Here is a 20256-nt window from a genome sequence, read left to right on the forward strand (position 1 = left end):
AACGCTCGTAAGGGGAATACAGAGGATTCACCTCGTACACAATCCCCGGATGTACGAGGCACCAGTCAATCCTGAACCAGCACTAGGCTGGTGCCTATACCATCGGCGGAAACCGCCAGTGGCAGACAGCAAGTGTTCGCAACGGCGTCGGGAGGAGAATCCTTGGCCGCTTCAAGCGGAACACACCTGCTGCGTTTACGAGCCACAACACAACACAGAGAGTGATTTGGAGTATACGTAGGTTTATTACATTCTAAAAATGAATTAAAATTATCAAAACAATTCCAAACTGGAATCAAAATGGACATCAAGGCGCTGCGCTATTTTGCCGAGCTGGTTCGGCAGCAAAACTTCACCCGGGCAGCCGAAGCCCTGTTTGTCACCCAGCCCACCATCAGCAAGATGGTGAAGCAGCTGGAAGACGAGTTGGGTACCCCGCTGTTGATCCGCGAGGGCAAGAGCTTCCAGCTTACCGATGCCGGCCGCGTGGTCTATCTGCGCGGGCAAGACGTGCTGGCGGCGCAGCTGCGGCTGAAGAACGCGCTGGCCGACCTGGCGTCGCTGGCGCGCGGCGAGCTGGTGGTGGGCCTGCCGCCGATGGCGGGCGGTGCCTTCTTTGCGCCGGTGGTGGGCGCTTTCCGCGACCGCTACCCCGGCGTGGAACTGAAAATGGTGGAAGACGGCGCGCTGGCGATTGAAAGCAGCATCCGCTCCGGCAACCTGGAAATCGGCGCCGCGGTGCTGCCGGTGGACGACAACACCTTCAACAGCCTGAGCCTGGTACGCGACCGCCTGTGCCTGGTGGCACCGGCCGGCAGCCCGTGGCAAGGTTGGCCGCGCGTCACCCTGCCGGACCTGGCCGACCACCCTATCGTGTTTTATCCGGAAGATTTCTCGCTCACCATCCGCATCAGCGATGCCTTTCGCATGATGGGGAAAAGCGTCAACATCGCCGGCCGCAGCGCACACTGGGATTTTATCGTTGCCATGGTGGCCGCTAGACTGGGCATCGCCCTGCTACCGCAGGCCATTGCCGGCCAGCTGGAGCGCGACCGCTTCGACGTGGTACCGATCGACGACGAGCGCATCACCTGGCATCTGGGCCTGATCTGGAAGAAAGACAGCTACCTTTCTCATGCTGCCCGCGCCTGGATCACGCTGACCCGCGAACTGCTGCTGGATAGCCACCACGATGAGAACCCGCTTACTGCCCTTGCTGGCCAGCCTGTTACTGGTGGCGCGTTGTCTGGCTAACCCGGTCCAGATCAACTACCCGGTACTGCCGACCAAGGGTGACCCGCAACTGGCCTACATGCTGGCACTGCTACGTCTGGCCTGCGACAAGGCCGGCGAACAGTGTCAGCTCTACTCCGGCCCGGCCATGGTGCAAGGACGCGCCATCCAGGAGATGCAACGGCCGCAAGGCCAGATCGACGTGATGTGGACCATGACCAGCGCCGAACGCGAGCAGCGGCTGCTACCGGTGCGCATTCCACTGTATAAAGGCCTGATCGGTTGGCGCGTGGCGCTACTGCGCCCCGACCGTAGCGAACTGCTGGCCAAAATCGACACTGCCGCTGCATTGGCCAAATTGACTGCCGGCCAGGAACACGACTGGCCCGATACCGCCATCCTGCAGCACGCCGGTCTGCCGGTGGTGACCACCCCCGACTATGAACCGCTGTTCAGCATGCTGCTACAGCGCCGTTTCGACTACTTTCCGCGTAGTGTCATCGAGGTCATCAACGAACAGCGTACCCATGCCGATCTGGGGCTGGTTATCGACCGGCACATCCTGTTGCGCTACCCGGCTGCCTTCTATTTTTTTGTGCGCCCACAACGGCCCGAGCTGGCCCGCATGCTGACACGCGGCTTGGAAAAAGCGGTGCGTGACGGCAGCTTCGATGCGCTTTTTCAGCAGCACCATGGCCCGGCACTACGCGCACTGCGGCTGGACAAGCGCCGCATCATCGACTTGTCCAACCCGCTTTTGCCCCCGACCACCCCCTTGCAGCGCAAGGAGCTGTGGTACCGCCCCTGACATCCACAGCAGACAATAAAAAAACGCCACCGCGAACGGTGGCGTTTTGCTATCGGACGTGGCCGATGCTTAGATCATGCCTTTGCTTTTCAGCAGTTCGAACATGGTCTTGCCGATTTCAGCCGGGCTACGGGTGTAGGCGATGCCTGCACGCTCGAACGCCTTGAACTTCTCTTCGGCAGTACCTTTGCCGCCAGAGATGATGGCGCCGGCGTGGCCCATGCGTTTGCCTTTCGGAGCGGTCACACCAGCGATGTAACCTACTACCGGCTTGGTCACGTACTGCTTGGCAAATTCGGCCGCTTCTTCTTCGGCGGTACCACCGATTTCACCGATCATCACGATGGCGTCGGTATCCGGATCGTCCTGGAACAGTTTCAGGGCGTCGATGTGGCTGGTACCCGGGATCGGGTCGCCGCCGATACCGATGCAAGTGGACTGACCCAGACCCAGGGCGGTGGTTTGTGCCACAGCTTCGTAGGTCAGGGTGCCGGAGCGGGACACGATACCGATGCGGCCCGGGTTGTGAATGTGCCACGGCATGATGCCGATCTTGCACTCACCCGGGGTGATGATACCCGGGCAGTTCGGGCCGATCAGGCGGATGCCTGCTTCGTCCACGGCTTTTTTCACGTACAGCATGTCCAGGGTGGGCACGCCTTCGGTGATGCACACGATCAGCTTCACGCCGCTGTCGATGGCTTCCAGGATGGAGTCTTTGGCGAAAGCTGCCGGTACGTAGATAACCGAAGCGTCAGCCTGGGTTTCGCGTACGGCGTCTTTCATGGTGTTGAATACCGGCAGGCCCAGGTGCTCGCTGCCACCTTTGCCCGGGGTGACACCGCCAACCACCTTGGTGCCCACTTTCAGCGCCTGTTCGGCGTGGAAAGTACCGTTCTTGCCGGTGAAACCTTGCACCAGCACTTTCGTATCTTTGTTTACCAATACGCTCATTTTGAAATCCTTATGCGGTGCAGGTGATTACAGGGCGGCAACAGCAGCAACGATCTTCTCGGCTGCGTCGTTCAGGCCCTGGGCGGAGGTCAGTTTCAGACCGGATTCGTCCAGGATCTTGGCACCCAGTTCGGCGTTGTTGCCTTCCAGACGTACCACCACCGGAACGGTCACGTTCACTTCTTTCACGGCAGCGATGATCGCTTCGGCAATCATGTCGCAACGTACGATGCCGCCGAAGATGTTGATCAGCACGCCTTGTACCGAGGTATCAGCCAGGATCAGCTTGAACGCTTCGATCACGCGCTCTTTGGTTGCGCCGCCGCCCACGTCCAGGAAGTTGGCCGGTTGGCCGCCCTTCAGCTTGATGATGTCCATGGTCGCCATGGCCAGACCGGCGCCGTTTACCATGCAGCCGATGTTGCCTTCCAGGGCCACGTAGTTCAGGTCGAACTCGGAAGCTTTCACTTCACGCTCGTTCTCCTGCGACTTGTCGCGCTGGGCCAGCAGGGCCGGGTGACGGTACAGGGCGTTGGAGTCCAGGTTGATCTTGCCGTCAACGCAAGCCAGTTCGCCGTTTTCACGCAGCGCCAGCGGGTTCACTTCGAACAGGGCGAAGTCGTTTTCCACGAAGGCGTTGTAGGCACCCAGCATCAGCTTGCTGAAAGCCGCAACCTGGGAACCGGACAAGCCCAGCGCGAAAGCCGCGTCACGGGTCTGGAACGGCTGCATGCCAACCAGCGGGTCTACTTCGATCTTGATGATCTTTTCCGGGGTTTCTTCGGCAACTTTTTCGATTTCCACGCCACCTTCGGTGGACACCATGAACACCACGCGCTGGGAACCGCGGTCTACCACGGCGCCCAGGTACAGTTCGCGCTGTACCGGGTACATGTCTTCGCATACCAGCACGCTGTTTACCGGTTGGCCGGCAGCGTCGGTCTGATAGGTCACCAGGTTGGTGCCGATCAGGGTCTTGGCAACGTCAGCGGCTTCTTCGCGGCTTTTCACCACTTTCACGCCACCGGCTTTACCGCGGCCACCAGCGTGGACCTGGGCTTTAACAACGGCAAACTTGCCGCCCAGCTGATCGTAGGCAGCAGCAGCTTCTTCCGGTGTGGTGGCCAGAATGCCTTTTTGCACCGGCAGGCCGTATTTGGCCAGCAGCTCTTTCGCTTGGTATTCGTGCAGGTTCATTAACTTTCCTTTCGGGTGGATAGTTGGCTGGCCTTGCGGCCAACCTTGCTATGCCTGAGATGTCGGGATTGTACCGCCTTGACTACAGGGCGGTGCGATTATCGATATCCACAACAAGCAGGTTGCAGCGCGGCCGGCACTTTACCTTGAAAGTGCGCGGCCTGCTGCCTGTTCTTTTAGCCGTGCAGCGCGCGCTTGTCGGCGGCCAGGGCAGCTTCGTGTACCACTTCGGACAGGCTCGGGTGAGCATGGACGATGCGCGCCAGGTCTTCGCTGGCGGCTTTGAATTCCATGGATACCACGCCTTCGGTCACCAGTTCGGACACCATCGGGCCGATCATGTGCAGGCCCAGGATACGGTCGGTCTTGGCGCAAGCCAGGAGCTTGACGGTACCTTGTGCCTGACCCAGACCCAGCGCACGGCCGTTGGCCGCAAAACCGGAGGTGCCCTTCTTGTACTCGATGCCTTCTGCCTTCAGCTGCTCTTCGGTCTTGCCGACCCAGGCGATTTCCGGGCTGGTGTAGATCACCCACGGGATCACCCCGAAATCGACGTGCGGCTTCTGGCCAGCGATGCGCTCGGCCACGGCCACGCCTTCTTCCGACGCTTTGTGCGCCAGCATCGGGCCACGTACCACGTCACCGATAGCCCACACGTTCGGCAGGTTGGTGTGGCAGTGGTCGTCCACCACGATGAAGCCGCGCTCGTCCATCTGCAGGTTCACGTTGGCACCACCCAGGCCCTGGGTGTTCGGCACGCGGCCAATGGACACGATCAGCTTGTCGAACTCGGCCTTCACGGCTTCGCCGTTCAGCTCGTAGTTGACGGTCACGCCGTTGTCGCCTTTGACGATGTCGCCGATTTTCACGCCCAGTTTGATGTCCAGACCGGTGTCTTTGGTCAGGGTCTTGAACGCTTCCTTGGCAATCTGCTGGTCGGCAGCGGCCAGGAAAGTCGGCGCCGCTTCCAGGATGGTGACGTCGGCGCCCAGGCGCTTCCATACCGAACCCATTTCCAGGCCGATCACGCCGGCACCGATCACGCCCAGACGGGCCGGAACGGCAGTCAGCGCCAGCGCGCCTTCGTTGTCCAGCACGATCTGGTTGTCGGTAGCCAGGCCCGGCAGCTGACGCGGGCTGGAACCGGTGGCGATGATAACGTGGGTGGCTTCCAGGGTATCGACCACGGCGCCGTTATCGGCCACCTCGATCACCCACTTTTCGTTCTGGCGGCCTTTCAGCGTGGCCAGACCGTGGATGTTGGCCACCTTGTTCTTCTTGAACAGGAAGCTGATGCCACCGGCGTTCTTGGTGATGATGTCGTTCTTGCGCGCCAGCATTTTGGCAACGTCCATCTGCGCGCCTTCCACGCTGATGCCGTGCTTCTGGAAGTCGTGCTGCACGGCGTGGAAGTTTTCCGAAGACTGCAGCAGTGCCTTGGACGGGATGCAGCCCACGTTCAGGCAGGTACCACCCAGCGAAGGCTTGCCTTCCGGGTTCTTGGTGGCGTCTACGCAAGCGGTGTTGAAACCCAGCTGGGCGGCACGGATGGCTGCCACGTAACCGCCGGGGCCGCCACCGATCACTACTACGTCGAATTGTTGGGACATGGTGTTCTCTATCCTGTGGCAGGTTGGCCGCATGCGGTCAGCCTGCCAGTTCGTCGTGAAAGGCGGATGACAGGCTGCGCCTGCCTCCGCCTGCGGTGATTACAGATCCAGGATCAGGCGAGCCGGATCTTCGATGGCGTCCTTGATGGCCACCAGCGACAGCACGGCTTCGCGGCCGTCGATGATGCGGTGGTCGTAGGACTGGGCCAGGTACATCATCGGGCGTACCACAACCTGACCGTTTTCCACGACAGCGCGCTCTTTGGTAGCGTGCATGCCCAGAATGGCGGATTGCGGCGGGTTGATGATCGGGGTGGACATCATGGAACCGAAGGTACCGCCGTTGGAGATGGTGTAGGTACCGCCAGTCAGCTCGTCCACGGTCAGCTTGCCTTCCTGGGCGCGCTTGCCGAAGTCGGCGATCTGTTTTTCGATCTCGGCCAGGCTCAGCTGGTCGGCGTTGCGGATCACCGGTACCACCAGACCACGCGGGCTGCCTACGGCCACGCCGATGTCGAAGTAACCGTGGTAAATGATGTTGTTGCCGTCAACCGAGGCGTTCACGATCGGGTATTTCTTCAGCGCAGCTACTGCGGCTTTGACAAAGAAGCCCATGAAGCCCAGCTTCACGCCGTGCTCTTTCTCGAACTTGTCTTTGTACTTGTTGCGCAGGTCCATCAGCGGCTTCATGTTCACTTCGTTGAAAGTGGTCAGAATCGCGTTGGTTTGCTGCGACAGTACCAGACGCTCGGCCACGCGCTGGCGCAGACGGGACATCGGCACGCTCTGTTCCGGACGGCCGGAAGTCAGGGCGGCAGCGTTGATGGCCGGGGTGGACGCCAGGGCAACGCCGGCGGACGGGGCGGCAGCGGCGATCACCGGGCCGGACTGGGCCGGGGCAGCGGCCGGCTTGGCGGCAGCAACGTCTTCTTTCAGGATGCGACCGTCACGGCCGGAGCCGGCAACGTCGGCCAGGTTGACGCCGGTTTCGGCAGCCAGTTTGGCAGCGGACGGCATGGCAGCGCCGCCGGTAACGGCAGCTTGTACCGGGGCGGCAGCCGGTGCAGCGGCCGGGGCGGCAGCAGCAGCCGGGGCGCTGGCGCCAGCGGTGGCTTCGGTATCGATGTGGGCGATCAGCTGACCGGAGGTCACGGTGGCGCCGTCTTGCTCAACGATTTTCACCAGTACACCCGCTTGCGGTGCCGGCAGTTCCAGCACCACTTTGTCGGTTTCCAGGTCGATCAGGTTTTCGTCGCGGGCAACGGCCTGGCCGACTTGCTTGTGCCAGGTCATCAGGGTGGCTTCGGACACGGATTCCGGCAGCTGGGGGACTTTGACTTCGATAATGGCCATTGTTCTTCTCCGTTATGGGGCGGCGTACTGCCGCCCCGTTCTTTGTGCAGGTGTTATTTGTTGATGGCGAACGCTTCTTCGACGAAGGCTTTGAGCTGCGCAACGTGCTTGCTCATGTAGCCTACGGCCGGGGAAGCCGACGACGGACGGCCAGCAAAGTCCAGGGTCTGCTTGGCTTGCAGCAGGCCTTCCAGACGGTGGCGGATCTGGTACCAGGCGCCCTGGTTGCGCGGCTCTTCCTGCACCCACAGCAGTTCCTTCACGTGGGCAAACTGGGCCAGCTCGGCCTGCAGTTGCTCGGTCGGGAACGGGTACAGCTGTTCGATACGGATGATGGCCACGTCTTCTTCCAGACCGCGCTCTTTGCGGCCGTTCACCAGGTCGTAGTACACCTGGCCGGCGCACAGCAGCACGCGCTTCACTTTCTTCGGATCCTGGATCGAGGCATCGCCGATCACCGGACGGAAGCTGCCGTGGGTGATGGCGTCGATCGGGCTCATCGAGTCCTTGTAGCGCAGCAGGCGCTTGGACAGGAAGATCACCAGCGGCTTGCGGAACGGGCGCAGTACCTGACGACGCAGCATGTGGAACATCTGCGCGGCTTCGGACGGCATCACGATCTGCATATTGTGCTCGGCGCACAGCTGCAGCCAACGTTCCAGACGGGCGGACGAGTGCTCCGGGCCTTGGCCATCGTAGCCGTGCGGCAGGATGGTGGTCAGGCCGCACAGACGGCCCCACTTGGTTTCACCGGACGAGATGAACTGGTCGATAGCGACCTGAGCGCCGTTGGCGAAGTCGCCGAACTGGGCTTCCCAGATCACCAGCTTGTCCGGTGCCGAGCAGGCGTAGCCGTATTCGTAGGCCAGTACCGCTTCTTCGTTCAGGATGGAGTCGATCACCAGGAAGTCGCCCTGGTTGTCGCTCATGTTACGCAGCGGCACGTAAGCGCCTTGGTCCCAGCGTTCGCGGTTCTGGTCGTGTACCACGGCGTGGCGGTGCGAGAAGGTACCTCGGCCGGAGTCTTCACCAGAGATGCGCACGCCGTAACCGTTAGTCACCAGGCTGGCGTAAGCCAAGGTCTCGGCCATACCCCAGTCCAGCGCCTGCTCGCCACGGGCCATGGCCATGCGGGCTTCCATCACCTTCTTCACGGTGGGGTGCAGCTTGAAGTCGGCCGGTACGGCAGTGAACTTCTCGGCCAGACGCAGTACGTCGGCTTGCTGCAGGCTGGTATCGGTCGGGTGCGCCCAGTGGGTGCCGTGGTACTGGCTCCAGTCCAGCGCGTGTTCGCGGCGGTAGTTGGACAGTACGGTCTGCTCGACGTGTTCGCCTTTGTCCAGCGCGTCGCGGTAGGCGCGGATCAGATCATCCGACGCTTCGGCCTTCAGCACGCCTTCGGCCACCAGACGCTGCGCGTACATGGCACGCACACCGGCGTGCTTGGCGATGCGCTTGTACATCATCGGCTGGGTCAGGAACGGATCGTCGCCTTCGTTGTGGCCCAGTTTGCGGTAGCACACCAGGTCGATGACTACGTCCTTCTTGAAGGTCATGCGGTAGTCGAGTGCAGCCTGCATCACGAAGCAGACGGCTTCCGGATCATCACCGTTAACGTGGAAGATCGGTGCTTCGATCATCTTGGCCACGTCGGTACAGTAGATGGTGGAGCGCATGTCGCGGGTATCGGAGGTGGTGAAGCCGACCTGGTTGTTGATCACCAGGTGGATGGTACCGCCGGTACGGTAGCCGCGGGTCTGCGACAGGTTGAAGGTACCCTGGTTCACGCCCAGGCCGCCGAAAGCGGAGTCACCATGGATCAGCAGCGGTACGACCGATTTGCCTTCGAAGTCCTTGCGTCGTTCCTGACGGGCGCGTACCGAACCTTCCACTACCGGGTTCACGATTTCCAGGTGGGACGGGTTGAACGCCAGCGACACGTGCATCGGGCCGTGCGGGGTCGGGATGTCGGACGAGAAGCCCATGTGGTACTTCACGTCACCGGAGGCCAGCTCTTGGGCGGCCTTGCCTTCGAACTCGGCAAACAGGTCGCGCGGCAGCTTGCCCAGGGTGTTCACCAGCACGTTCAGACGGCCGCGGTGGGCCATGCCGATGATCAGTTCTTCCACGCCTTGCGCGGTGCCGTTCTGGATCAGGTGGTCCAGCGCGGCGATGGCGGATTCGCCACCTTCCAGCGAGAAACGCTTCTGGCCAACGTAACGGGTGTGCAGGTAACGCTCCAGGGTCTCGGCAGCGGTAATCTGCTTCAGGATGCGTTGTTTTTTGTCGGCGTTGTAACGCGGGGTGGACAGTTCGCCTTCAAAGCGCTGCTGTACCCAGTGTTTTTCGGCCGAAGTGGTGATGTGCATGTACTCCACGCCCACATTGCCGCCGTAGGTCTGTTTCAGACGCGACAGGATGTCGGACAGGGGGAGCTTTTGCGGGCCAACCAGCGAACCGGTGTTGAACTGTACGGCCATGTCAGCGTCGGTCAGGCCGTGCTGGGCCGGATCGAGCTCGCGCATGGTGGCTTGGTCCATGCGCTTGAGCGGGTCGAGGTTCGCCTGACGGGAACCCAGTACGCGCCAGGCAGAGATCAGCTTCAGTACGCCAACCTGCTTCTGCATGGATTCCCAGTTGGCCACATCGCTGCTGCGCTGGCCGGCAACCGGCTTCTTGGCCAGCTGGATGAACGATTCCTGGATGGGCTGGTGAGCGACATCACGCTCGGCGGCACCCGGTGTCATCGCCAGCTTGTCAAAGTACTCCCGCCATTCCCCCGGAACCGCGTTCGGATCAGCGAGATACTGTTCGTACAGTTCCTCGATGAACGGTGCATTACCACCAAACAGGTGGGAATGACTGTACATGGATTGCATCATTGGTTCGACCCTTTTGTCTGCGTTGCTGCTTTGCAAAAACCGTTTTGACAAAGAGGGAGGCACACGATGCGGGCATCGCTTGTCTCCACCTTTGACAGAACGCTCTTGGCGCTGTCTTGTTATTGTTGTGTCTACCGGTACAGCTACTGCGGGGTGCGGCAAAAAGGTTGGCCGCACGGCGGCCAACCTTGGTTCAAGCAGCGATTAGCGCTTGTCTACGTCGATGTAGTCGCGGCGCTGGGCACCGGTGTACAGCTGACGCGGACGGCCGATCTTCATGCCCGGGTCGGAAATCATTTCGGCCCAGTGCGAGATCCAGCCCACGGTACGGGCCAGCGCGAAGATCGGGGTGAACATGGATACCGGAATACCGATCGCGGACAACACGATACCGGAGTAGAAGTCCACGTTCGGGTACAGCTTGCGCTCGATGAAGTACGGGTCTTCCAGCGCGATCTTTTCCAGCGCCATGGCCAGTTTGAACTTCGGGCTGTCCTGCAGGCCCAGTTCTTTCAGCACTTCGTCGCAGGTCTCTTTCATGATGGCGGCGCGCGGGTCCATGTTCTTGTACACGCGGTGGCCGAAGCCCATCAGTTTGTGCGTCTTGTTCTTCACGCCTTCCATGAACGCCGGTACGTTGTCCACGGAGCCGATTTCGTCCAGCATCTTCAGTACGGCTTCGTTGGCGCCACCGTGGGACGGGCCCCACAGGCAGGCGATACCGGCCGCGATACACGCGAACGGGTTGGCACCGGAGGAGCCAGCCAGACGGACGGTGGAGGTGGACGCGTTCTGCTCGTGGTCAGCGTGCAGGGTGAAGATGCGGTCCAGCGCACGGGCCAGTACCGGGTTCACCTTGTACTCTTCGCACGGGGTGGAGAACATCATGTGCAGGAAGTTCTCGGCGTAGGTCAGGCCGTTTTTCGGGTACGAGAACGGCAGGCCCTTGTTGTAGCGATACGCCTGGGCAGCGATGTTCGGCAGCTTGGCGATCAGGCGGTGGGCCGAGATCTTGCGGTGTTCGGCGTTATTGATGTCCAGCGAGTCGTGGTAGAAGGCGGACAGTGCGCCTACCACACCCACCATCACGGCCATCGGGTGCGCGTCGCGGCGGAAGCCTTTGTAGAAGCTGATGATCTGGTCGTGCAGCATGTTGTGACGCATGATGCCGCGCTCGAACTCCTTGCGCTGCTCTGCGTTCGGCAGTTCGCCGTTCAGCAGCAGGTAGCACACTTCCAGGTAGTCGCTCTTCTCGGCCAGTTGCTCGATGGGGTAGCCGCGGTAGTACAGCTGGCCCAGGTCACCGTCGATGAAGGTGATCTTGGATTCGCAGCTGGCGGTTGCCAGGAAGCCCGGGTCAAAGGTGAACATGCCGGTTTTGGAGAAAGCACGGATGTCTACAACATCGGGACCCAGGGTGCCCGGCAGTACCGGGAACTCCAGATTGTCCTTGCCTTCGTTGTAGCTGAGCGTCACTTTACGATTGTTTTCCACAGCAATACTCCCAGTTCAGTTTGTGGTCGTTGTAATGTGTTTTGCTGCTTTGCGGGGGCTTACGCCTTCCGCAGTATCCCGATGATATGTGTTAGCTCGGGGTCCTCGATTTCCGCTTTGCCGTTGACGTAGTCCAGGAAATCGTTGTCCGGAAGCTCCAGACAACGCCTGTACGCCAACAGCTCGGCCTGGGTCAGCTGGTTGAACCCGTCGGCCAGAAAACGCTCCAGCACCAGGTCCAGTTCCAGCAAACCCCGGCGCGAGCGCCAGCGGATCCGCTTGATTTCAATCGGATCGATTTCGGTCATACGGCACGCTTGACCATCAGGTCTTTGATCTTGCCGATGGCCTTGGTCGGGTTCAGGCCCTTAGGACACACGTCCACGCAGTTCATGATGGTGTGGCAACGGAACAGGCGGTACGGGTCTTCCAGGTTGTCCAGACGCTCGTTGGTGGCAGTGTCGCGGGTATCCGCAATGAAGCGGTACGCCGCCAGCAGGCCGGCCGGGCCAACGAATTTGTCCGGGTTCCACCAGAACGACGGGCAGGAGGTAGAGCAGCTGGCACAGAGGATGCACTCGTACAGGCCATCCAGCTCCAGACGGTCCTGCGGCGATTGCAGGCGCTCTTTCTCCGGCGGCGGCGTGTCGTTGATGACATACGGCTTGATGGAGTGGTACTGCTTGAAGAACTGGGTCATGTCCACGATCAGGTCGCGGATGACCGGCAGACCCGGCAGCGGGCGCAGTTCGATCGGCTGTTTCAGGTCCTTGATGTCGGTCAGACAGGCCAGACCGTTCTTGCCGTTGATGTTCATGGCGTCGGAGCCACATACACCTTCACGGCAGGAACGACGGAACGACATGGAGTCGTCCTTGATCTTCAGCTTCACCAGGGCATCCAGCAGTTTGCGGTCGGTCGCGTCGATCTCGACGCTGATGTCCTGCATGTACGGCTTGGCGTCCTTGTCCGGGTTGTAGCGATAAACGCGGAATTGCACGGTTTGCGTTGTCATCTGTCAGCGTCCCTTAGTACGAGCGAGTCTTGAGCGCGATGGTCTCGACGGTCAGCGGGTTCATGTTCACCGGCTTGTACTCCAGACGGTTGCCGTCACGGTGCCACAGGGTGTGCTTGAGCCAGTTCGTATCGTCGCGGCCGTTCGGGGTTTCGGCGGTATCCGGTGCGTCATCGCGCACGTGGGCACCACGGGACTCGGTACGGGCGTTGGCGGAGATCATGGTGGACTTGGCCACTTCGATCAGGTTTTCCAGTTCCAGCGCTTCGATGCGCGCGGTGTTGAACACCTTGGACTTGTCGTGGATCTGGGTCTTCTTGACCATCTCTTCCACTTCCAGGATTTTTTCCACACCCTGGGCCAGCATGTCCTTGAAGCGGAACACGCCGCAGTGGTTCTGCATGGTGCGCTGCATGGCGTTACGAGCTTCGCTGACTTCCACGCCGCCGGTCTGGTTGTCCAGACGGGCAACACGGGCCACCGAGCGTTCCACGTCGGCGGTAGCCAGCGTCGGCAGGTCAGCCGGCTGCTGCTTGATGAAGTCGATCATCGAGTTGGCCGAGCTCTTGCCGAAGACCAGCAGGTCGAGCAGCGAGTTGGTACCCAGACGGTTGGCGCCGTGTACGGACGCGCAGGCACATTCGCCGGCAGCGTAGAAGCCGTGTACCGGTTTGCCGTCCACCACCACTTCGCCGTGGTAGTTGGTCGGAATGCCGCCCATCTGGTAGTGGCAGGTCGGTACCACCGGGATCGGGGCCACGATCGGGTCCACACCGGCAAACTTGATGGAGATCTCGCGGATGCCCGGCAGCTTGGACTTGATCACTTCCGGGTCCAGGTGCGTGATGTCCAGCAGCACGTGGTCCTTGTTCGGGCCGCAACCACGACCTTCGTTGATCTCGGTCACCATGGCGCGGGATACCACGTCGCGCGAAGCCAGGTCTTTGGCGTTCGGCGCGTAGCGTTCCATGAAGCGTTCACCGGCGCTGTTGCGCAGGATACCGCCTTCACCACGTACACCTTCGGTGATCAGTACACCGGCACCGGCCACGCCGGTGGGGTGGAACTGCCAGAATTCCATGTCTTCCAGCGGGATGCCGGCGCGCGCCGCCATGCCCAGGCCGTCACCGGTGTTGATGAAGGCGTTGGTGGAAGAAGCGTAGATACGACCGGCACCGCCAGTGGCGAACAGGGTAGCCTTGGCCTGGAATACCACGATCTCGGAGGTTTCCATTTCCATGGCAACCACGCCTTGCACATTGCCGTCAGCGTCGCGGATCAGGTCCAGTGCCATCCACTCCACGAAGAAATGGGTGTTGGCGCGCACGTTGCGCTGGTACAGCGCGTGCAGCATGGCGTGACCGGTACGGTCGGCGGCAGCACAGGCGCGACGCACCGGCTTCTCGCCAAAGTTGGACATGTGGCCACCGAACGGACGCTGGTAGATGGTGCCATCGTCGTTACGGTCGAACGGCATGCCGAAGTGTTCCAGCTCTACCACCACTTTCGGGGCTTCGCGGCACATGAATTCGATGGCGTCCTGGTCGCCCAGCCAGTCCGAACCTTTTACGGTGTCGTACATGTGCCAGTGCCAGTGATCCGGCTCGGAGTTACCCAGCGAAGCGGACACACCGCCCTGGGCTGCCACGGTGTGGGAACGTGTCGGGAAAACCTTGGACAGTACCGCGGTTTTCAGGCCGGCTTCGGACAGCTGCAGGGCAGCGCGCATACCGGCGCCACCGGCACCGACGATTACTGCGTCAAATCGACGAACGGGTACAGTCATTACAGCCCCCAAACAACCTTAAGCGAATAAATGAAACAGGAGACCAGCCACACTGCAGTGAACGAGTGCAGTGTCAGGCGCAGGCCTACCGGCTTGATGTAGTCCATCCACAGATCGCGGATGCCTACCCAGGCGTGCAAGAACAGGGCGATCAGGGTGGTCTGGGTCAGAACCTTCACCCAGGTAGCGCTGAACAGGGCCTTCCAGCCTTCGTAACCGGCCGGCATGGCCAGCAGGAACAGCACCAGCATGACGGTGTAGGCCAGCATGATCACGGCGGTAACCCGCTGCATGATCCAGTCGCGCAGGCCGTAATGAGCGCCAACGACGTTGCGGTTTACCATAGTGCAGCCCCCACGATCACGGTCAGCGACAGGCTGACTACCAGCACCAGCTTGGCGGTAGCGCGGGCAGTCTGCAGTTCCAGACCTTTATGGATATCAAGAAACAGGAAACGGATGCCGGCGACGGCGTGGTGCAGGAATGCCCACAGGAAGCCGATCAGGATCAGTTTCATCAGGGGATGGGCAACTACAGCGCGGTAGCTGTCGAAGGTTTCTGCGGAACTGAGCGAGCCGCTCAGAAGATAGATCAGGAGTGGCAGCGAGAAAAACAGTGCCACACCGCTGATTCGGTGCATGATCGAGACGATGCCAGGAACCGGCAGCCTGATCTTGCCCAGATCTAAGTGCTTAGGTCGTTGCTTCTGCATAGAGCTTCCTTGGATGTGCATGTACCAAGTGGTTATACCCGGCCTTCACCATGGTTGTGAGGGCCATCGGAACGGGAGCCAAGCCGGCACTCCCACCCATCAAAACATGCTGCACCGTTGCTGCAGGTGCAACATATCCCTGTGATTCTATCAAAACCGCGACACTCGCGGTCGGCAAAGCGTCGGACAAAAGCCATTCGCCGCCCAAATCTGGTGCAAAATCAACCGTTTTCTTGTCGAGTCAAACCGAATTTGTCGGTCAGGCACCAGCGTTCGCGCCATTCGGATGGCACGCCCTGCATATCGCAAGACAGGCGCAAATACTGCAGCACCGGCAGTTCGCCCTGCAGGCCCAGCAGCTGGATTTCTTCGCGTCCCGGCAAGATGGCGCGCCACTGTTCGGCCTCTACCCGCAGGCGGGTACCGAAATGCTGCTGCAGCATCGCCCACACCCCCGGCATCTGGCGCAGCCAGCGCGTATCCACCGCGTCGAAACGCTCTACCGGCAACAGCACATCATCCAGTGCTACCAGCTGCCCCTGCATGCGCCACAGCATGCGGATGCGGTGCATGGGCGCGCCGCGACGCACTTTCATCACTGCGGCCAACTCTTCGGACGCGTGCACGCGGGTCATGCCCAGAAACTCGCGCAGCAGCCGGTCCGGCTTTTCGGTCAGCAGCCCCGGCGACACCAGCGACATGCCGGCCCAGTCGTCCAGCGGCTCGGCTACAAACGTGCCCCTGCCCTGCTGCCGGTACAGCACGCCGTCCACCACCAGCTCGGACAACGCTTTGCGTACCGTGCCCTGGCTGACATCAAACTGGTCTGCCAGGTCCCACTCGCTGGGTAACAGTTCGTTACTGGCCCACTCGCCCTCGGCGATGCGCTCCAGGATCTGGCGTTTTACCTGCTGGTAAAGCGGCAGCCGGCTAAGCGATTTTGCGTGCATTGGTTCTTTTTAACATCAAATAAAACAAGCGTAAAGGTTAGTCTTATATAAGACACAAGACAAGACCTTGCCATGCTGCGGTGCCATATTGCCGGGGATACCCACAAAGCGGAGTTTGCGTGCTACACTCGCTGCCAGTATTGCAAAGCAGCATGCGCAAACTAGAGCATGCGCGGCGCATCACATCGCCAAGTCCAAAGGAGAGTACATCGATGAAAGCCCCCGTTCGCGTTGCCGTTACTGGTGCAGCTGGTCAGATTGGTTACAGCCTGTTGTTCCGCATTGCCAGTGGCGAAATGCTGGGTAAAGACCAGCCGGTCATCCTGCAACTGCTGGACCTGCCGCAAGCACAGACCGCAGTAAAAGGCGTGATGATGGAGCTGGAAGACTGCGCCTTCCCGCTGCTGGCCGGCATGATCGCTACCGACGACCCGGAAGTGGCTTTCAAGGATGTACAAGTTGCCCTGCTGGTTGGCGCCCGTCCGCGCAGCAAAGGCATGGAGCGTAAAGACCTGCTGACCGCCAACGCCGAGATCTTCACCGTACAAGGCGCTGCCCTGAACAAAGTGGCCGACCGCAACGTGAAAGTACTGGTAGTAGGCAACCCGGCCAACACCAACGCCTACATCGCCATGAAGTCTGCCCCGGACCTGAACCCGAACAACTTCACCGCCATGTTGCGCCTGGACCACAACCGCGCGCTGTCGCAAATTGCCGCCAAAACCGGCAAGGCCGTGGCCGACATCGAAAAACTGGCCGTATGGGGCAACCACTCCCCGACCATGTACGCCGACTACCGCTACGCCACCATCAACGGCGAATCGGTAAAAGACATGATCAACGACCACGAATGGAACCGTGACGTCTTCCTGCCGACCGTGGGCAAACGTGGCGCCGCCATCATCGAAGCGCGCGGCCTGTCGTCCGCTGCTTCCGCTGCCAACGCCGCCATCGACCACATCCGCGACTGGGTACTGGGCACCAATGGCAAGTGGGTGACCATGGGCATTCCGTCCGACGGCTCCTACGGCATTCCGAAAGACGTGATGTTCGGCTTCCCGGTAACCTGCGAAAACGGCCAGTACACCATCGTACAAGGCCTGGAAATCGACGAATTCAGCCGTGAACGCATCAACGTCACCCTAAACGAACTGGAAGAAGAGCGCGCCGGCGTGGCTCACCTGCTGGGCTAAGCCGTTGTGCTGAAAGCCAAAAGCGCACCGCAAGGTGCGCTTTTTGTCTTTGATAAAATACTGAAACACCCTGCTTAATCCTGCTCTTTTTGGAGGTCGCACCACCATGATTGAAGCCGAAGTACTCAATCAAATTCAGGCCCAGATCAACGATCTGACTACCCGCAACACTGACATCCGGGGGTATCTTTGACTACGACGGTAAAAAAGACCGTCTGGAAGAAGTAAGCCGCCTCACCGAAGACCCCGATGTCTGGAACGACCCCAAAAAAGCCCAGGACCTGGGCCGCGAGCGCAAGCAGCTGGAAGACGTGGTACTGGTGATCGAAGGCATCGCCAACACCCTGGCCGACTGCGGCGAGCTGTTTGAAATGGGCAAGGCCGAAGACGACGACGACACCATCCTGGCCGTAAAAGCCGACCTGGACAGCGTGGAAGAAAAGCTGGGCAAGCTGGAATTCCGCCGCATGTTCCACGACCCGATGGACCCGAACAACTGCTTCCTAGACATCCAGGCCGGCGCCGGCGGCACCGAGGCGCAAGACTGGGCAGGCATGCTGCTGCGCATGTACGTGCGCTTTGCCGAACGCAAGGGCTTCAAGGTGGAAATCCTGGAAGAGTCCGAAGGCGAAGTGGCCGGCATCAGCAGCGCCACCATTAAGATCGAAGGCGAATACGCCTACGGCCTGCTGCGTACCGAAGTGGGCGTACACCGCCTGGTACGCGTGTCGCCGTTCGACTCCAACGCGCGCCGCCACACCTCGTTCAGCTCCGTGTTCGTGTACCCGGAAGTGGACGACAGCTTCGAAATCACCATCAACCCGGCCGACGTGCGCACCGACACCTACCGCGCCAGCGGTGCCGGCGGTCAGCACATCAACAAGACCGACTCCGCCGTACGCCTGACCCACATCCCTACCGGCATCGTGGTGCAGTGCCAGAACGACCGCTCGCAACACCGCAACCGCGACGAAGCCTGGCAAATGCTGCGCGCCAAACTGTACGAGCGCGAGCTGAAACTGCGGAACGAAGCCAAACAGTCGCTGGAAGACAGCAAGACCGACGTGGGTTGGGGTCACCAGATCCGCTCCTACGTCTTCGACCAGTCGCGCATCAAAGACCTGCGCACCAGCTACGAAGTGGGCAACATCAAGGGCGTGATGGACGGCGACCTTGACGGCTTTATCGAAGCCAGCCTGAAACAGGGCGTGTAAGCCGCGCGCCCGGCGCAAGATACCAAAGGTTGGCCGCACGACAGGCGGCCAACCTCCAACATCAATGGAGATCCCCATGTCGGAACAAGCATCCAGCCTGTTGCAGCAGGACGAAAACCACATCATGGCCGAGCGCCGCGAAAAGCTGAAAGCCATTCGCGAAGCCGGCGTGGCCTTCCCTAACGACTTCAAGCGCGAACACCTCAGCGGTGACCTGCACGCCGCCTACAACGACAAGAGCAAGGAAGAACTGGAGCCGCTGAACATCCAGGTAGCCGTTGCCGGCCGCATGATGCTCAAGCGCGTGATGGGCAAGGCCAGCTTTGCCACCATCCAGGACGTGAAAGGCCAGATCCAGCTGTACATCAACGACCAGGGCGTAGGCGCCGACACCCACGCAGCGTTCAAGCACTGGGACATGGGCGACATCCTGTCCGCCAAAGGCACCCTGTTCAAGACCAACAAGGGCGAGCTGTCGGTGAACGTGACCGAACTGCGCCTGCTGTCCAAATCGCTGCGCCCGCTGCCGGACAAGTTCCATGGCATGACCGACCAGGAACAGAAATACCGCCAGCGCTACGTCGACCTGATCATGAGCGACGAAAGCCGCAACACCTTCATCAAGCGTTCCAAGATCGTACAGACCGTACGTGACGTGATGGTGGGCGAAGGCTACCTGGAAGTGGAAACCCCGATGATGCACCCCATCCCGGGCGGCGCCGCAGCCAAGCCGTTTGTCACCCACCACAACGCCCTGGACATGCCGCTGTACCTGCGCATCGCCCCGGAGCTGTACCTGAAACGCCTGGTGGTAGGCGGCCTGGAGCGCGTGTTCGAGATCAACCGCAACTTCCGTAACGAGGGGATGAGCACCCGCCACAACCCCGAGTTCACCATGATCGAGTTCTACGAAGCCTACAGCGACTACCAGCGCATGATGGAGATGACCGAAAACATCATCCGCCAATGTGCCATCGCCGCTACCGGCGCCACCACCGTCACCTACGGCGGCAAGGAAGTGGACCTCGGCAAACCGTTTGACCGCTTCACCATCGTGGGCGCCATCAAGCACTACAACCCGGAATACACCGACGCGCAACTGGCCGACGCCGACTGGGTGGCCGCCGAGATCAAGCGCCTGGGTGGCAAGCTGCCGCCGGCACCGGGCCTGGGCAGCCTGCAACTGGCGCTGTTCGAAGAATGCGCCGAAGGCAAGCTGTGGAACCCGACGTTCATCATCGACTACCCGGTGGAAGTATCGCCGCTGGCACGCGGCTCCGACGCCGACGCCAGCATCACCGAGCGCTTCGAGCTGTTCATCGTGGGCCGCGAACACGCCAACGGCTACTCCGAGTTGAACGACCCGGAAGACCAGGCTAACCGCTTCCTGTCCCAGGTAGCGCAGAAAGACGCCGGCGACGACGAAGCCATGCACTTCGACGCCGACTACATCCGCGCCATGGAATACGGCCTGCCCCCGACCGGCGGCTGCGGCATCGGCATCGACCGCTTGGTAATGCTGCTGACCGACGCCCCGTCCATCCGCGACGTCATCCTGTTCCCGCAGATGCGCCACGAAGCCTAAGCCTTACCGGCCAAGGCCTACTGTAGGTCAGCAGAGTTTGTGAAAAAAATCAGCACAAACTGAAAACCAATAGGTAGCAAACCAAAGCCCCAGCAGAGATGCTGGGGCTTTTTGCATTTAGCCAGCTAAATATAAATATTTACACTATCTGTCGTTGTAGAAATTTTCGCCGCGAAAATATGCATCAAATTATGCCGACGTTCACCCCATCTTGAGTAGCACGTAACTTTAGCGTCCAATCCACCATGACAAGGAGTTGGACATGAAGAA

General features: G+C 60.6%; 17 protein-coding genes. 5 read left to right on the forward strand and 12 right to left on the reverse strand.

Translation table 11 applies throughout. The annotated features are described in order from the left end of the window. Positions 1-300 precede the first annotated feature (300 nt). Complete coding sequence (locus tag FLQ03_RS03195) at positions 301-1254, forward strand: LysR family transcriptional regulator (RefSeq protein ID WP_144371952.1); 954 nt, start codon at positions 301-303, stop codon at positions 1252-1254. Next, complete coding sequence (locus FLQ03_RS03200) at positions 1193-2041, forward strand: type 2 periplasmic-binding domain-containing protein (RefSeq protein WP_144371953.1); 849 nt, start codon at positions 1193-1195, stop codon at positions 2039-2041. Before FLQ03_RS03195 ends, FLQ03_RS03200 begins: the two co-directional genes overlap by 62 nt. Before the next feature lie 69 nt (positions 2042-2110). On the opposite strand, the gene sucD is transcribed toward FLQ03_RS03200, so the two are convergent. From sucD to FLQ03_RS03260, 12 genes are all read right to left on the reverse strand, one after another. Further along, the gene (sucD, locus tag FLQ03_RS03205; protein WP_144371954.1) at positions 2111-2995 is read right to left on the reverse strand and encodes a succinate--CoA ligase subunit alpha; all 885 of its coding nucleotides are present in this window, start codon (positions 2993-2995) and stop codon (positions 2111-2113) included. Positions 2996-3022: 27 nt separating this feature from the next. Then, the gene (gene sucC / locus FLQ03_RS03210; protein WP_144371955.1) at positions 3023-4192 is read right to left on the reverse strand and encodes an ADP-forming succinate--CoA ligase subunit beta; all 1170 of its coding nucleotides are present in this window, start codon (positions 4190-4192) and stop codon (positions 3023-3025) included. A 176-nt stretch (positions 4193-4368) separates the two neighbouring features. Beyond that, positions 4369-5802: a dihydrolipoyl dehydrogenase gene (lpdA, locus tag FLQ03_RS03215; RefSeq protein WP_144371957.1), complete on the reverse strand. Its 1434-nt coding sequence runs from the start codon at positions 5800-5802 to the stop codon at positions 4369-4371. Between the two features lie 99 nt (positions 5803-5901). Next, positions 5902-7155: a 2-oxoglutarate dehydrogenase complex dihydrolipoyllysine-residue succinyltransferase gene (odhB, locus tag FLQ03_RS03220; RefSeq protein ID WP_144371959.1), complete on the reverse strand. Its 1254-nt coding sequence runs from the start codon at positions 7153-7155 to the stop codon at positions 5902-5904. A gap of 53 nt (positions 7156-7208) precedes the next feature. Next, positions 7209-10037, reverse strand: a complete 2829-nt coding sequence (locus FLQ03_RS03225; protein WP_144371961.1) for a 2-oxoglutarate dehydrogenase E1 component — start codon at positions 10035-10037, stop codon at positions 7209-7211. Positions 10038-10241: 204 nt separating this feature from the next. Continuing rightward, a complete protein-coding gene (gene gltA, locus FLQ03_RS03230; protein ID WP_144371962.1) occupies positions 10242-11531 on the reverse strand; it encodes a citrate synthase in 1290 nt (429 codons plus the stop codon). 59 nt (positions 11532-11590) lie between these two features. Continuing rightward, the gene (locus tag FLQ03_RS03235; protein WP_144371964.1) at positions 11591-11839 is read right to left on the reverse strand and encodes an FAD assembly factor SdhE; all 249 of its coding nucleotides are present in this window, start codon (positions 11837-11839) and stop codon (positions 11591-11593) included. Continuing rightward, entirely contained in the window at positions 11836-12546 is a 711-nt protein-coding gene (locus FLQ03_RS03240; protein WP_144371965.1) for a succinate dehydrogenase iron-sulfur subunit, read from the reverse strand. Before FLQ03_RS03240 ends, FLQ03_RS03235 begins: the two co-directional genes overlap by 4 nt. A gap of 13 nt (positions 12547-12559) precedes the next feature. Then, positions 12560-14332 (reverse strand): succinate dehydrogenase flavoprotein subunit, encoded by a 1773-nt coding sequence (gene sdhA, locus FLQ03_RS03245; protein WP_144371967.1) that lies wholly within the window; start codon positions 14330-14332, stop codon positions 12560-12562. Continuing rightward, complete coding sequence (gene sdhD / locus FLQ03_RS03250) at positions 14332-14676, reverse strand: succinate dehydrogenase, hydrophobic membrane anchor protein (RefSeq protein WP_144371969.1); 345 nt, start codon at positions 14674-14676, stop codon at positions 14332-14334. The genes sdhA and sdhD overlap by 1 nt, the downstream gene beginning before the upstream one ends. Next, positions 14670-15044, reverse strand: coding sequence for a succinate dehydrogenase, cytochrome b556 subunit (gene sdhC, locus FLQ03_RS03255; RefSeq protein WP_144371970.1), 375 nt, complete (start codon positions 15042-15044; stop codon positions 14670-14672). Before sdhC ends, sdhD begins: the two co-directional genes overlap by 7 nt. 221 nt (positions 15045-15265) lie before the next feature. Beyond that, entirely contained in the window at positions 15266-15994 is a 729-nt protein-coding gene (locus FLQ03_RS03260) for a GntR family transcriptional regulator (protein ID WP_144371971.1), read from the reverse strand. Between the two features lie 212 nt (positions 15995-16206). Here FLQ03_RS03260 and FLQ03_RS03265 point away from each other — a divergent pair, with 212 nt between their 5' ends. The 3 genes from FLQ03_RS03265 (at position 16207) to lysS (ending at position 19986) form a co-directional block, all read left to right on the forward strand. After that, positions 16207-17187, forward strand: coding sequence for a malate dehydrogenase (locus FLQ03_RS03265; protein ID WP_144371972.1), 981 nt, complete (start codon positions 16207-16209; stop codon positions 17185-17187). Positions 17188-17296: 109 nt separating this feature from the next. Beyond that, positions 17297-18401 (forward strand): peptide chain release factor 2 gene (gene prfB / locus FLQ03_RS03270; protein ID WP_144371986.1). Its coding sequence is split into 2 segments (ribosomal slippage): positions 17297-17377 and positions 17379-18401, totalling 1104 coding nucleotides; the frame shifts between segments, so codons are not numbered across the junction. A gap of 76 nt (positions 18402-18477) precedes the next feature. Beyond that, entirely contained in the window at positions 18478-19986 is a 1509-nt protein-coding gene (gene lysS, locus FLQ03_RS03275; RefSeq protein WP_144371974.1) for a lysine--tRNA ligase, read from the forward strand. Positions 19987-20256 lie beyond the last annotated feature (270 nt).

It is taken from the genome of Vogesella urethralis (assembly GCF_007644045.2).
Classification (GTDB): Bacteria; Pseudomonadota; Gammaproteobacteria; order Burkholderiales; family Chromobacteriaceae; genus Vogesella; species Vogesella urethralis.